Annotated in this window: 12 protein-coding genes; 8 read left to right on the top strand and 4 right to left on the bottom strand. The window is 60.7% G+C overall.

What is annotated here, in order from left to right:
• Positions 1-21 precede the first annotated feature (21 nt).
• The 4 genes from PSUM_RS24195 to PSUM_RS24180 form a co-directional block, all read right to left on the bottom strand.
• Entirely contained in the window at positions 22-426 is a 405-nt protein-coding gene (locus PSUM_RS24195; RefSeq protein WP_020799715.1) for an META domain-containing protein, read from the bottom strand.
• A complete protein-coding gene (locus tag PSUM_RS24190) occupies positions 426-860 on the bottom strand; it encodes a hypothetical protein (RefSeq protein ID WP_020799714.1) in 435 nt (144 codons plus the stop codon). The genes PSUM_RS24195 and PSUM_RS24190 overlap by 1 nt, the downstream gene beginning before the upstream one ends.
• Before the next feature lie 77 nt (positions 861-937).
• Positions 938-1,930, bottom strand: a complete 993-nt coding sequence (locus PSUM_RS24185) for a 2-hydroxyacid dehydrogenase (protein ID WP_083349659.1) — start codon at positions 1,928-1,930, stop codon at positions 938-940.
• Positions 1,931-1,951: 21 nt separating this feature from the next.
• Positions 1,952-4,705 (bottom strand): response regulator, encoded by a 2,754-nt coding sequence (locus PSUM_RS24180; RefSeq protein WP_083349658.1) that lies wholly within the window; start codon positions 4,703-4,705, stop codon positions 1,952-1,954.
• A gap of 213 nt (positions 4,706-4,918) precedes the next feature.
• Between PSUM_RS24180 and PSUM_RS24175 the strand changes: the two genes are divergently transcribed.
• The 8 genes from PSUM_RS24175 to PSUM_RS24140 all read left to right on the top strand — a co-directional run bounded on the left by PSUM_RS24175 (position 4,919) and on the right by PSUM_RS24140 (position 14,416).
• A complete protein-coding gene (locus tag PSUM_RS24175) occupies positions 4,919-5,638 on the top strand; it encodes a response regulator transcription factor (protein ID WP_083349657.1) in 720 nt (239 codons plus the stop codon).
• On the top strand, positions 5,628-7,031 hold the full coding sequence (locus PSUM_RS24170; RefSeq protein ID WP_083349656.1) for a sensor histidine kinase: 1,404 nt from the start codon (positions 5,628-5,630) through the stop codon (positions 7,029-7,031). Before PSUM_RS24175 ends, PSUM_RS24170 begins: the two co-directional genes overlap by 11 nt.
• Positions 7,032-7,148: 117 nt before the next feature.
• Complete coding sequence (locus PSUM_RS24165; protein WP_020799709.1) at positions 7,149-8,171, top strand: PDDEXK nuclease domain-containing protein; 1,023 nt, start codon at positions 7,149-7,151, stop codon at positions 8,169-8,171.
• Positions 8,172-8,279: 108 nt separating this feature from the next.
• Positions 8,280-9,182 carry a cysteine synthase CysM gene (cysM, locus tag PSUM_RS24160; RefSeq protein WP_020799708.1) on the top strand — a complete coding sequence of 301 codons (903 nt, stop codon included), beginning with the start codon at positions 8,280-8,282 and terminating at the stop codon, positions 9,180-9,182.
• Positions 9,182-10,534, top strand: coding sequence for a 23S rRNA (uracil(1939)-C(5))-methyltransferase RlmD (gene rlmD, locus PSUM_RS24155; RefSeq protein WP_020799707.1), 1,353 nt, complete (start codon positions 9,182-9,184; stop codon positions 10,532-10,534). The genes cysM and rlmD overlap by 1 nt, the downstream gene beginning before the upstream one ends.
• Before the next feature lie 121 nt (positions 10,535-10,655).
• Positions 10,656-12,899 carry a GTP diphosphokinase gene (gene relA, locus PSUM_RS24150; protein ID WP_020799706.1) on the top strand — a complete coding sequence of 748 codons (2,244 nt, stop codon included), beginning with the start codon at positions 10,656-10,658 and terminating at the stop codon, positions 12,897-12,899.
• A 112-nt stretch (positions 12,900-13,011) separates the two neighbouring features.
• On the top strand, positions 13,012-13,845 hold the full coding sequence (gene mazG / locus PSUM_RS24145; protein WP_008062856.1) for a nucleoside triphosphate pyrophosphohydrolase: 834 nt from the start codon (positions 13,012-13,014) through the stop codon (positions 13,843-13,845).
• A 28-nt stretch (positions 13,846-13,873) separates the two neighbouring features.
• Entirely contained in the window at positions 13,874-14,416 is a 543-nt protein-coding gene (locus PSUM_RS24140) for a DUF2058 domain-containing protein (protein WP_020799705.1), read from the top strand.

Genomic DNA, 14,416 nt, shown 5'->3' with positions numbered 1-14,416 from the left:
GGAACGATCAGGTAGAGGAGATCAACCCTCTTCCAGCCACCAGCGCAACGGCTTGCCTTCAGCTGGCCAGAAGCGCATCTGGTCGATCGACGAGACGTCCCAGCGCTGCACGCTTTCCAGCGCCTGGAGGAAGCGTTTTTCCTGCTCCATCAGTGCCGGCGCACAGAGCTTGCGAGTGCTGCCGATCTTGCCGAAGCTCAGCTTGTCGCCTTCCAGTGTGTACGGCGCAAACCAGTGGTTGCAACCGCCGCTACCGTAGGCGCGACCGTCTTCACCCAGGGTGATGGTCAGGTGGCTGTAGTCCATCAACGGCCGTTCGCCGATCCACTCCAGGATATAGCTGCGATTTTGCTGCAGTTGCACCGGCTCGGCGGCGCAGCCCAGCAGGCTTGCACCGGCCATCGCAGTCAGGGCGAGGCGTTTCATCACGCAGGCTCCTGGCATTTGGGGCACAGGTGTTTCTCGCCAACGGTGGTCCAGCCCAACTCGGCAATCCGCGCGGTGGCAGCAGGCTTTTCGGCCTTGTTGCCGAGCTTGGCGTCAACGGCGAATTCGAAACTCAGCTCCTTGGCGCAGCTGTCGCAGTTCACCTGCCAGGTATGGATCGCCAGTTCGCCGAACACTGGACCACTGGCCACCGCGACCCATTGCCCTGGCGGGTTGATCAGGTGGCGAACCGTTTCGACGGTCAGGCGCATGGACAGGTCCTTGGCGCCCTTGAGGGTCACGACCAGCACGTCGTTATTACGAATCGAGCCGCCGTTGCCGGTGACTTGATAACGTCCCGGCACCAGGGCGCGGCATTCAGTGAGGGTGTGTTGCGGGTTCATCAGGGTGTAGCGGAAATCGTGTTCGACCATGGGTCCTCCAAATATGCGCGATATGCTAGCACGGGCATAAGCGCAGCATGGCGCGGGCATATGACCTTCGATCAGGTTCAATCACCCTCGACCTGATTCTCCGGGTTTCCTGCCGCCCAGGCCGCGATGTTCTGCAAGGTGGTCGCGGCAATAGCGCCCAAGGCTTCGCGGGTGAGGAAGGCCTGGTGTGCCGTGACGATCACGTTGGGGAAGGTCAGCAACCGCGCGAGTACATCGTCCTGCAACGGCAGATCGGAACGGTCTTCGAAAAACAGTTGCGCTTCCTCTTCATACACATCCAGTCCCAAATAACCCAGTTGGCCAAGCTTCAAGGCATCGATCAGTGCCGGGGTGTCCACCAGGCCGCCGCGGCCAGTGTTGATCAACATGGCGCCAGGCTGCATGTGCGCCAGGGATTGGTGGTTGATCAAGTGCTTGCTCTGCTCGTTGAGCGGGCAGTGCAGGCTGATGATCTGCGACTCGGCCAGCAGCTGCGGCAAGCTCAGGTAGCGGGCGCCCAGCGCTTCGACCTGCGGATTGGGGAAGGGGTCGTAGGCCAGCAACTGGCAACCGAAGCCATGCATGATTTTCGCAAAAGTCGCGCCGATCTGCCCGGTGCCGACCACGCCGACGGTCTTGCCCACCAGGTCGAACCCCGTCAACCCGTGCAGGCTGAAATCGCCTTCGCGCGTGCGGTTGTAGGCGCGGTGCAGGCGTCGGTTGAGGGCCAGGATCAGGGCTACCGCATGCTCGGCCACGGCGTGGGGCGAATAGGCCGGGACGCGCACGACCGCCAGCCCCAGTCGCTTGGCCGCCGCCAGGTCGACATGGTTGAAACCGGCCGAACGCAAGGCGATCAGACGGGTACCCGCCGCAGCCAGGCGTTCGAGCACCGGGGCGCTTAGATCATCGTTGATAAAGGCACAGACCACCTCGTGGTGCTCCGCCAGCGCGACGGTATCGAGGCTCAATCGTGCCGATTGGAAGTGCAACTCGATACCCGGTGGCAGGCTGGCGGCGAGAAAGCTGTCGCGGTCGTAGGTCTGGCTGCTGAAAAGAATCGTGCGCATGCTGTCCTCCTGGAAAGTGCATCAGGCGTTGATGCGCGCCTGGGCGGCCAGGCGATTGATCGCCCGGTCGAGATCTTCAAGTGCGCCGAAGGCCTTCGGGTCTTGCTGCTTGAGCAAGGTTTCGCTGCGTTGGCAAGCGGCGCGCAATTGCGGAACTCCGCAATAGCGGGTTGCGCCATGCAGGCGATGAACCCGTTCGATCAGGGCGTTATGATCGTTACTTTGTCGAGCCTGGCGGATGGCTTCGCGGTCGGCTTCCAGAGATGCCAGCAGCATTGCCAGCATGTCAGCCGCCAGATCGGCCTTGCCGGCGGCCAGGCGCAAGCCTTCTTCGTGATCGAGCACCTGCAACTCGTAGGTGCTGGCGTGGCCATCGCCTGCACGCTCGGGCGTATGGTTGCGCAGTGCCAACCCGCTCCATTTGAGTACCACTTGCGCCAGTTGCCGCTCGCTGATCGGCTTGGTCAGGTAATCGTCCATGCCGCTTTGCAGTAATGCGCGTTTTTCGTTGGCCATGGCATGCGCCGTGAGGGCCACGATCGGCAGCGGCGTGCAATGCAGCTCGCTTTCCCACTGGCGGATCGCTTCGGTACTTTGGCGCCCATCCATGCCGGGCATCTGCACGTCCATCAATACCAGGTCGAATGTCTCGTTCTGCACCGCCTTGATCGCTGCGTAGCCGCTTTCCACGGCGAGCACCTTGGCGCCCATGTCTTCGAGCAGGGTTTGCACCAGCAGCAAATTGGCCGGGTTGTCGTCGACGCACAGCACCTTCGGCGCGCGGCTCGACAGCGGCTCGCTGGACTCGGTGCGCGACTGCCGTGGGTTGACCAGGTCGGACAGCGCGCGCCGCAGCTTGCGGGTACAGGCAGGCTTGGCCTGGAGCTGGCTGTGGGGGTTGGGCACCGACAGGTGGAATAGCGTCTGCTCCGTGGTGGGGCACAGCACCAGCACCTTGCAACCCAGGTGCTCGAGGTCCCAGATGTGTTGGTTCAGGCGTTCCGGTGGCATGTCGTTGCTGGTGATGCCCAGCACCGCGAGTTCGATCGCCTGATCGGTCTGATGCACGCCGGTGACGCCGTTCGTCAGGTTTTCCAGGGTATTGAACGTGGTGACGTCCAGGCCACAGTCTTCCAATTGATGCTGCAACGCCTGGCGTGCCAGCTCATGATTTTCCAGCACGGCAACCCGCCGTCCGAGCAGCGGCGCACTCGGCAGGTCCTCGGCATCGTCGCGGGTCTTGGGCAGGTTCAGGCTGATCCAGAATTCCGAACCCTCGCCCGGGGTGCTGTCGACGCCAATCTCGCCCCCCATCTGTTCGATCAGGCGCTTGGAGATCACCAGGCCCAGGCCCGTGCCACCGGGTTGCCGCGACAGCGAGTTATCGGCCTGGCTGAAGGCCTGGAACAGCGCGCGCACGTCCTGGTTCGACAGACCGATGCCGGTGTCCTGGATGCTGATGCGCAATTGCACGCTGTCTTCGTGCTCTTCTTCGAGCATGGCCCGGGCGACGATGGTGCCCTCGCGGGTGAACTTGATCGCATTGCTGACCAGGTTGGTCAGGATCTGCTTGAGCCGCAACGGATCGCCCACCAGCGACAGGGGCGTATCGCGATACACCAGGCTGATCAGCTCCAGCTGTTTGGCGTGGGCGGCCGGGGCGAGGATGGTCAGTGTGTCTTGCAGCAGGTCTCGCAAATTGAACGGAATATGGTCGAGCACCAGCTTGCCCGCCTCGATCTTCGAAAAGTCGAGGATCTCGTTGATGATTCCCAGCAGGCTGTCGGCAGACTTTTCGATGGTGCCCAGGTAATCGAGCTGGCGCGGGGTCAGTTCACTTTTTTGCAGCAGGTGGGTGAAGCCGAGGATGCCGTTGAGCGGCGTGCGTATTTCATGGCTCATGTTGGCCAGGAACTCGGACTTGATCCGACTCGCCTCCAGCGCCTCCATGCGCGCCAGGTCCAGTTCGATGTTCTGGATCTCGATGGTCTCGAGGTTCTGGCGCACGTCCTCGGTGGCCTGGTCGATGCTGTGTTGCAGTTCTTCCTGGGCATTCTGCAGCGTGCCGGCCATGCGATTGATGCCGGAGGCCAGTTCATCCAGCTCCTGGCTGCCCAGGGGGGGCAGGCGGGTTTCCAGATGACCGTCCTTGAGTTGCGCCACGGCTTGTTTGATCTGGGTCAGCGGCCGATTGATCGTTCGGCCCATGCGCAATGCCAGCAGCGCCGCGCCGCCGAGACCAGCGCCGATCATCAACAGGCTGGCGAACAGGCTGCGGTAGCCACGCAGCAGCATGCCGTTGTGGGACAGTTCGAGTTCGACCCAGCCCAGCAGGCGATCGGCTTCATCGGGGATCACGTCGCCGGCCAGGTTGCGGTGTTTGCCGAACACCGGCAGCAGGTAACGCGTTGCTTCGTTGCCACTGCGACGCTGCATCTGCGAGCCTTCGCCCATTGGCGCCTGGGTCAGCATGATCGGCCCGGCGTGGGCCCGCGGCGTGCGGTCTGGCGCAAGAAAGGTCACGGCCCGCACGTCCGGTTGTTCCAGGGACTGGGTGGCGATACGTTCCAGCATTTCGTTGTTGTTGTGCCCCATGGCTGGCGCCACCAGCGGCGCCAGTTGCTCGGCGATCATTTCGCCGCGCTGCAGGAGTTGGGTTTGCAGGTCCGATTGCTGCATCCAGGTGAAATAGCCGCCCAGGACCAATGCCATGAGGCTGGTCGGCAGCAACGTCAGCAACAGCACACGGCCCTTGATTCCCAGTTTCGTCAGCACGCCACTCTCCTGCAACCGGCTGTTTATCGAGCTGCGCGTGCGTCTGGCACGCGCCACTTGCGCAGTGTAGCGATTTGCAGGCGGGCGATCCTCGATAATTGATGCCGTCACTCGTCGGTTGGTCGTGCGCTTTTGCACCCTGCGCAACCCTTGGGTTGCCCCGGGAGAAGCAATCTTGAATAATTACCAACTGAGAATTATTTGCAGATACTAATGACGACCATCAACGCTGGCCATCCCCGTATCCTCTCCATCGAAGACGACCTCGTACTCGGTGCCTATGTGCATGAACATCTGGGCCGTAGCGGCTTTCAGGTGACGTGGTGCCAGAACGGCCGCGAGGGCCTGGCCATTGCCCGCGAGCAAGCCTTCGATGTGGTGTTGATGGACATTTTGTTGCCGGGTATGGACGGGCTGGCGGTACTGACGCAACTACGCCGCAGCCATTCCACCCCGGTATTGCTGATGTCGGCACTCGGTGCCGAAGCCGATCGCATCAGCGGCTTTCGGCTGGGGGCCGATGATTATCTGCCCAAACCCTTCAGCATGATCGAGTTGCGCGTGCGCATCGAAGCCATTCTGCGCCGCGTAGCGCTCGATCGCCGGCCGACGCCTGTGGCGATGGTGGCCGAGGTAGACAGTCTGCGTTTTGACGACGATCACTTCGACGTTTTTCATGGACAACAACCTGCCGGCCTGACTCGAACTGAGTATCGCCTGCTGGAAACCCTGAGCCGCAGCGTCGATGAAGTGCTGAGCAAAGCCTTCCTTTATCAACAGGTACTGCAACGCGGGTATGCCGCCCACGATCGTAGCCTCGACATGCACATCAGCCAGATTCGCCGCAAACTCAAGGCCATCGGCTATACCGAGCGGGAGGTACGCACGGTCTGGGGCAAGGGCTATATCCTGAGTGCCATCGATGAGATGTAACGTGCCGGGCCGGCACTCGCTGTTCTGGAAACTGGCATGCCTGTTGGTGGCGTTCTGTCTGCTGATGATCTGGTTGAGCTGGTCCTGGGGCCGCTACATGGAGCAGCGCAACCAGTTCCTCTCCGATGAGGCCCGCGGCACCCTGGCGCGCTATGCCGCCGAAGCCGAACAAGCCTGGCAGCAGGGCCAGAGTGTCGGCGTCGATGACTGGCTGCAGGGCATGCATCAGCGGGAAAAAGGCTGGGTCGGTGTCATCGGCGGTGATTTGCAGTCCTTGAGCAACCAATCGCTGACCGACAAGGAAGTCGAACGGCTGACTTTTTTGCGTGGCCTCGATTGGCCGATCCACAAAAAAGGCCGGCCGTGGATGCGCATACCGTTTCCCAGTGACCCGTCCGTCGGCAGCCTGGTGATCGAACTGCCGCAACGCTTCGTGCCCGGGCGCTACCGGGTGTTCTGGCGGGTGATCACCAACGGCGTGATTCCGGGCTTGTTCACCTTGCTGTTGTGCGTCGGCCTGTATCGCTTGTTGGTGGTGCCACTCAATCACTTGCGCGAACAGGCCAATGCCTGGCGTGCCGATCAACTGAACGTACGGCTGTCGAGCCGCACCACCAATCGTTCCGATGAGTTGGGCGAATTGGCCAGGGCGTTCGATCACATGTCCGAGCGCCTGCAAAGTACCGTGGCATTGCAGCAACAACTGTTGCGCGACCTGTCCCATGAATTGCGCACGCCGTTGAGCCGCCTGCGGGTGGCCAGTGAAAGCGAGCAGGGGCTTGAACAGTTGCGCGAGCGCATTGGCCGCGAAGTCGATGGCATGCAACGGCTGGTGGAGGACACGCTGCAACTGGCCTGGCTCGATACCGAACGTACGCGATTACCCGACGAATCGATCCAGGTCCAGGCCCTGTGGGAAATGCTCACGGAAAACGCCTGTTATGAAAGTTGCTGGCCGGATACGCAGTTGCAATGCTCGGTGGACGCCTCCTGCTGGGTGCGCGGCCATCTCAATACCCTGGCCCAGGCCCTCGAGAACATGCTGCGCAACGCCATTCGACATTCGCCCGAGGGTGGCATTGTTCATTTGGGCGGGCGGCGTGACGGCGACTTCTGGCACCTGTGGCTGGAGGATCAAGGTGGTGGCGTGGCGGAGGCGGATCTTGAGCGGATCTTCCTGCCCTTTACCCGCCTCGACGGCTCGCGGCCGGGGGATGGCGGATTTGGCCTGGGCTTGAGCATCGCCAGGAATGCGGTGCGGCGTCAGGGTGGAAGGCTTTGGGCGCAGAACACAGGGAGCGGGTTGCGGATGAATATGCGGTTGGTGGCGGATGATGGAACTGTCAGTGACGATGCCATCGCGAGCAGGTTCTCCCATCCTGCAACGCACTGATTTTGCCGGAGCGTTCCTGAGTTTCTGTACGACATTTCCCAAAGGGTATCACCGGTCATTTCAAGCATCCTTGACGGCTTAAGCTCAGGCTCTTACTCGTGTCCAAGGAGTCATTGCATGACCGTACCCCAGGTGCCCGGCAGTACCACCGATGATCGCTTCAATGAAGTGCTTGCCCTGATTCACAGTGCCAGGCGACAGGCCGTGCAGGCGGTGAATACTCAACTGATCGAGCTCTATTGGCAGGTTGGTGCTTATATAAGCCGCAAGATGGAGAAGGCGGAGTGGGGTGATTCCGTTGTTGGTCAATTGGCGGAGCATCTCAGTCAGACCCAGCCGGGGCTGCGTGGCTTTACTCGGTCGAACCTGTTCCGCATGCGTCAGTTTTACGAAACCTACCGTAGCGAATTAAAAGTCGCACCACTGGCGCGACAATTGTCCTGGTCCCATAACTTGATCATCTTCGGCCAAAGCAGGCACCCGCAAGAGCGTGAGTTTTACCTGCGAATGGCCGTTCAGGAAAAATGGTCAAAGCGCGAGCTGGAGCGTCAGTTCAAGGCGGCGCTGTTCGAGCGCAGCGTAACCCAGCCGGCCAAAGTCTCCTCAGTACTGAAACAGACTCATCCCTCTGCGCTTGAAATATTCCGCGACGCCTACATGGTCGAGTTTCTCGACCTGCCCGGCGCCCACGGCGAAACCGATTTGCATCGGGGCTTGCTGGCGCGTCTCAAGGAATTTTTGATCGAGCTAGGTCGGGATTTCTGTTTTGTAGGCTCCGAATATCCGCTACAAGTCGGCGGGCGTGATTTTGCCCTGGACTTGCTGTTCTTTCACCGTGGTCTTAACTGCCTGGTGGCCATCGAACTCAAGGTCGGGCGTTTTGAGCCGGAGTATTTGGGCAAGCTGGGCTTCTATCTGGAAGCCCTGGATCGCGAAGAGCGCAAGCCTCATGAAAACCCGGCAATCGGTGTCCTGCTCTGTGCCAGCAAGGATGACGAAGTCGTCGAATACGCCCTTAACCGCAGCCTGTCACCCGCGCTGATCGCGGAGTATCAGGTCCAACTGCCGGACAAACAGTTGTTGCAGGCCAAGCTGCATGAGTTCTACGCCCTGAATGTCGCTCAATCGGAAGAAGGCTGAATCAGACGCTTATTCCCATAAACCATAAGCACCACACTTTGCGTGATATGGCCTTGCGAGGTTTGCCGGTATGATAGGCGCCCCCGCAGTCTGGATTGCGAATACGCCATGACCTTGCAGTACCCAACCATCGCCGATTGCGTCGGCAACACTCCGCTGGTCCGTTTGCAGCGCCTGCCCGGCGAAACCAGCAACACTCTTTTGCTCAAGCTTGAAGGGAACAACCCGGCGGGTTCGGTCAAGGACCGTCCGGCGCTGTCGATGATCACCCGCGCCGAGTTGCGCGGGCAGATCCATGCCGGCGATACGTTGATCGAAGCGACCTCCGGTAACACCGGCATCGCGCTGGCCATGGCCGCGGCGATCAAGGGTTACAAGATGATCCTGATCATGCCGGACAACTCCAGCGCCGAACGCAAGGCTGCCATGACCGCTTATGGTGCCGAACTGATTCTGGTCAGCCAAGAACAAGGCATGGAAGGCGCCCGCGACCTCGCCCAGCGCATGGAAGCAGAGGGTCGCGGCAAGGTGCTGGACCAGTTCGCCAACGGTGACAACCCGGAGGCGCACTACACCACCACCGGTCCGGAAATCTGGCGCCAGACCCAGGGCACCATCACCCATTTCGTCAGTTCCATGGGCACCACCGGCACCATCATGGGCGTCTCGCGCTACTTGAAAGAACAGAACGAGAACGTGCAGATCATCGGTCTGCAACCGATGGAAGGTTCGGCGATCCCGGGTATCCGTCGCTGGCCCCAGGAGTATCTGCCGAAGATCTACCAGGCCGATCGCGTGGACCGTATCGTCGATATGGCCCAGAGCGAAGCCGAAGACGTGACCCGTCGGCTGGCTCGCGAAGAAGGCATCTTCTGTGGCGTGTCATCCGGCGGTGCCGTGGCAGCGATGCTGCGCCTGTCCAAAGAAGTTGAAAACGCGGTGATCGTCGCGATCATCTGCGACCGTGGCGACCGATACCTGTCGACCGGCATTTTCGACGCGCCCAACTGATGGCCAAGCATGAGAGAGGCCTGCGCTTCCAGCCCACGGGCGGCAGCAAGGCCCCGCAAGTCCCGACCGGCAAAAAGCAGCGCCTGAACATCGAGCGCCTGGCCAACGACGGTCGCGGTATCGCGTTTTTCGAAGGTCGCACCTGGTTCGTCATCGGCGCACTGGCCGGTGAAGAAGTCGAGGCACGCGTGCTCGGTGCCCACGGCAAAGTGGTCGAGGCGCGTACCGAGCGGGTGTTCAAGTCCAGTGAACTGCGTCGCCCGGCACCGTGCGCCCATGCTGGTCGTTGTGGCGGCTGCAGCGTGCAGCATCTGCCCCACAACGAACAACTCGCCCTGAAACAGCGCATGCTCGCCGAGCAATTGTCGAAGGTCGCCGGTGTCGAGCCCGAAGAATGGGCCGCGCCTTTGAGCGGCTTGGAATTCGCTTATCGCCGTCGCGCGCGGGTAGCGGTGCGCTGGGACATGAAAGCGAAAAAACTCGAAGTCGGTTTCCGCGCCGCCGGCAGCCAGGACATCGTCGGCATCGATGATTGCCCGGTGCTGGTACAGCCCTTGCAGCCGATCATGGCCCACTTGCCGCAGATGCTGCGACGATTGAGCAAACCTCAGGCCCTGGGGCACGTGGAATTGTTCAGCGGCTCATCGCTGGCGGTATTGCTGCGCCACATGGCGCCGTTGTCCGAAAGCGACTTGACCATCCTCAAGGAATTCTGCGCGCTCCATGAAGCCCAGTTGTGGTTGCACGGGGACGGCGAGCCGCATCCGGTCGAGGCCGATCAGTCCTTGGGCTATCGTCTTGAACAGTGGGATTTGAATCTGGCGTATCGGCCCGGGGATTTCATCCAGGTCAATGCGGGGGTCAACGAAGCGATGGTTGCTCAGGCGCTGGATTGGCTGAAACCGCAAGCCGATGAGCGAGTTCTCGATCTATTCTGTGGGTTGGGTAACTTTGCCTTGCCATTGGCTAAAGCTGTTCGCGAAGTCGTTGCGGTGGAGGGTGTGCAGGTGATGGTCGATCGCGCAGCCGCGAATGCTGTCAGCAACAATCTGCATAATGCGCAGTTTTTTCAGGCCGATTTATCCCAGCCGTTGACCGATGCTGAATGGGCGCGTGAAGGCTTTTGTGCGGTACTCTTGGACCCACCGCGTGACGGCGCTTTCGAGGTCGTGCGCAAGCTCAAGTCCCTGGGGGCCGAGCGGTTGGTCTATGTGTCGTGCAACCCGGCAACCCTGGCGCGCGACACGGTCGAATTGATCAAGCAGGGCTACCGGTTAAAACGTGCCGGGATTCTCGATATGTTTCCTCAGACGGCACATGTCGAAGCCATGGCGTTATTTGAAGCGAGCTAGGATGCTCGTCTGGTCCGACTGGCCCGCCCGTGCAGCCGCGTACCAGCCCGACGTGGGCTCATGGGCAACGAAGGTCAGCGATTTGACGCATTGAATCTGCGTCGTAGGGAAGGTAAGCAAGATGGTACAGGTGAGAGCACACCAGCCGATCAACACCGACGGCAGTATCAATCTCGAGGCTTGGCTCGATCACGCGGTCAGTGTCGATCTGGCACTGGATCGCGAAGCCTTGAAAGAAGCCTGCGAGTACGCTCGCGAGGCCGAACAACAAGCCAATGCGGCGAAGAATTTGTGGTCCGAAGGGACCTCGAGTTTCCGCACCGGCCTTGAGATCGCCGAGATCCTCGCCGACCTCAAGCTCGATCAGGATTCGCTGGTTGCCGCGGTTCTCTACCGCGGTGTGCGTGAAGGCCAGATTCCGTTGCCGGCGGTCAGCCAGCGCTTTGGTCCCGTAGTCGCCAAACTCATCGACGGCGTGCAACGCATGGCCGCGATCAGCGACAGCCTGAGCCCGCGCAAGTCCATGGTGATGGGTACTCAGGGCCAGGTGGAAAACCTGCGCAAGATGCTGGTGGCCATGGTCGACGACGTTCGCGTCGCCCTGATCAAACTGGCCGAGCGAACCTGTGCGATCCGTGCGGTGAAAACCGCCGATGACGAAAAGCGCAACCGCGTTGCCCGCGAGGTGTTCGACATCTACGCGCCGCTCGCTCATCGCCTGGGTATCGGCCACATCAAGTGGGAACTGGAGGACTTGTCCTTCCGTTACCTGGAGCCGGACCAGTACAAGCAGATCGCCAAGTTGCTCCACGAGCGGCGACTGGATCGCGAGCGCTTCATCAGCGACGTGATGAGCCAGCTGAAAAACGAATTGCAGGCCACCGGGGTCGATGCCGATATCAGCGGCCGGGCCAAACATATCTATTCGATCTGGCGCAAAATGCAGCGCAAGGGCCTGGAGTTCAGCCAGATCTACGACGTGCGCGCCGTGCGTGTGCTGGTGCCGGAAATGCGCGACTGCTACACCGCGCTGGGCATTGTCCACACCCTGTGGCGGCACATTCCCAAAGAATTCGACGACTACATCGCCAACCCCAAGGAAAACGGCTATCGCTCGTTGCACACGGCGGTGATCGGTCCTGAGGGCAAGGTGCTGGAAGTACAGATCCGTACCCACGCCATGCATGAGGAGGCCGAACTCGGTGTATGCGCCCACTGGCGCTACAAGGGCACCGACGTCAAGTCTGGCTCCAATCACTACGAAGAAAAAATCTCCTGGCTGCGTCAGGTGCTCGAGTGGCACGAAGAGCTGGGTGACATTGGCGGGTTGGCCGAACAGCTGCGGGTCGATATCGAACCCGACCGGGTCTACATCTTTACCCCGGACGGTCACGCCATCGACTTGCCCAAGGGCGCGACGCCACTGGACTTCGCCTACCGTGTGCACACCGAGATCGGTCACAACTGCCGTGGCGCCAAGATCAACGGGCGCATCGTGCCGCTCAACTACAGCCTGCAGACCGGTGAGCAGGTCGAGATCATCACCAGCAAGCACGGCACGCCAAGCCGCGACTGGCTGAACCCGAACCTGGGTTACGTCACGACGTCACGGGCACGGGCGAAGATCGTTCACTGGTTCAAGTTGCAGGCCCGCGACCAGAATGTCGCCGCCGGTAAAACCCTGCTGGAACGGGAACTCAATCGCCTCGGCTTGCCAGCGGTGGATTTCGACAAGCTGGCCGACAAGGCCAACATGAAAACCGCCGAGGACATGTTTGCCGCGCTCGGTGCCGGCGACCTGCGCCTGGCGCAACTGGTCAACCTGGCGCAGCAACTGGTCGAGCCGGAACGTGGCAACGAACAGCTGGAACTGATTCCACGCAAGGCCACCGGCTACAAGCCAGGCAAGCGTGGTGATATCCAGATCCAGGGTGTGGGCAACCTGATGACCCAGATGGCAGGTTGCTGCCAGCCGTTGCCGGGGGATGCGATCGTCGGCTACATCACCCAGGGGCGTGGCGTCAGTATCCACCGCCAGGACTGTGCCTCGGTGCTGCAATTGGCCGGGCGCGAGCCTGAACGGATCATTCAGGTCAGCTGGGGGCCGGTACCGGTGCTCACCTATCCGGTGGACATCGTCATCCGTGCCTACGACCGTTCCGGATTGCTGCGTGATGTCTCGCAGGTGTTGCTCAACGAGCGAATCAACGTGTTGGCGGTCAATACCCGCTCGAACAAGGAGGACAACACCGCGCTGATGTCCCTGACCATCGAGATTCCAGGGCTGGACGCGTTGGGGCGGTTGCTGGGGCGGATTTCCCAGTTGCCGAACATCATCGAAACCCGGCGTAACCGTACGCCATGAACCTCACCCCTGTAGGAGCTGCCGCAGGCTGCGATCTTTTGATCTTGATTTTTTAAGATCAAAAGATCGCAGCCTGCGGCAGCTCCTACAGTGCGTTTGAATGGGATTAATGATGTACAGCCTTGAAGACTTATTGCACCTGATGAACCGCCTGCGCGACCCGCAGTACGGCTGTCCGTGGGACATCAAGCAAACCTACGCCACCATCGTCCCGCACACCCTCGAGGAAGCCTATGAAGTTGCCGATGCCATCGAGCGGGGTGATTTCGATCACCTGCAGGGTGAGTTGGGCGACCTGCTGTTCCAGGTGGTTTACTACAGCCAGTTGGCGCGGGAAGAAGGGCGTTTCGAATTCGCTGGCGTGGTCGACAGCATCACCCGCAAGCTGATCCGCCGTCATCCGCATGTATTTCCCACCGGTGATCTGTACGCGCCGCTGGATGTACCGCGCTTGAATGAAGAGCAGGTCAAGCAGCGCTGGGAGGAGATCAAGGCCGAAGAGCGCGCGGAGAAGTCCGCTGCACCGCAACAGCTGTCCTTGCTCGATGATGTCCCGGCAGCCTTGCCGGCACTGTCCCGTTCGGCAAAATTGCAAAAGCGCGCAGGGCAGGTCGGCTTCGATTGGCCCGACGCCTTGCCTGTATTGGACAAGGTTCGCGAAGAACTTGATGAAATACTCGAAGCGATGGCCGACAACGACTCGGTGGCGATTGCCGATGAAGTCGGCGATCTACTATTTTCCGTGGTTAATCTGGCGCGTCACCTCAAGGTCGATCCGGAAACTGCGCTGCGGGGTGCCAACAGCAAGTTCGAACGACGCTTCCGTTTTATCGAACAGGCATTGCGCGACACCCATCGTCCCATGGAAGATTGCACCCTCGAAGAGTTGGACGCCCTGTGGGGCGAAGCCAAACGCCAGGAAAAGAATGTGCCCAGCTGCGGTTGAGCAGTTGCCTAAGTGAGTAATAAGCACCATGAGCATTTCCCTTCGCGACCAGTTGCTCAAAGCAGGGCTGGTCAACCAGAAGCAGGCCAAGCAGGTCAGCAAAGACAAACAGAAGCAGCAACGCCTGGCCCACAAGGGGCAGATCGAGCTTGATGATTCCCAGCAGCGTGCAGCCCAGGAGGCCATGGCCGAGAAGGTCAAGCGCGATCAGGAGCTCAACCGTCAGCAACAGGAAAAAGCCGAGGCCAAGGCCCGTGTCGCGCAGATCAAGCAATTGATCGAAGCCACGCGCCTACCGAAATTGACGACCGAGGACTACTACAACTTCGTCGACGACAAGAAGGTCAAGCGCCTCTCGGTCAACACGCTGATGCGTAACAAGCTCAGCAACGGTTCGCTGGCCATCGTGCATCACGCCGGCGGTTATGAAGTGATCCCCCGTGAAGCTGCCCTGAAGATCCAGGAGCGCGATCCGCAGCGCATCGTGCAACTGAATGTGCAGACCGAAGAAGTGGCCGCCGAGGACGATCCGTACGCGGCCTATCAGATCCCGGATGACCTGATGTGGTAA

It is taken from the genome of Pseudomonas umsongensis (genome assembly GCF_002236105.1).
Classification (GTDB): domain Bacteria; phylum Pseudomonadota; class Gammaproteobacteria; order Pseudomonadales; family Pseudomonadaceae; genus Aquipseudomonas; species Aquipseudomonas umsongensis.
This window is presented reverse-complemented; position numbering and strand designations above follow the sequence as displayed.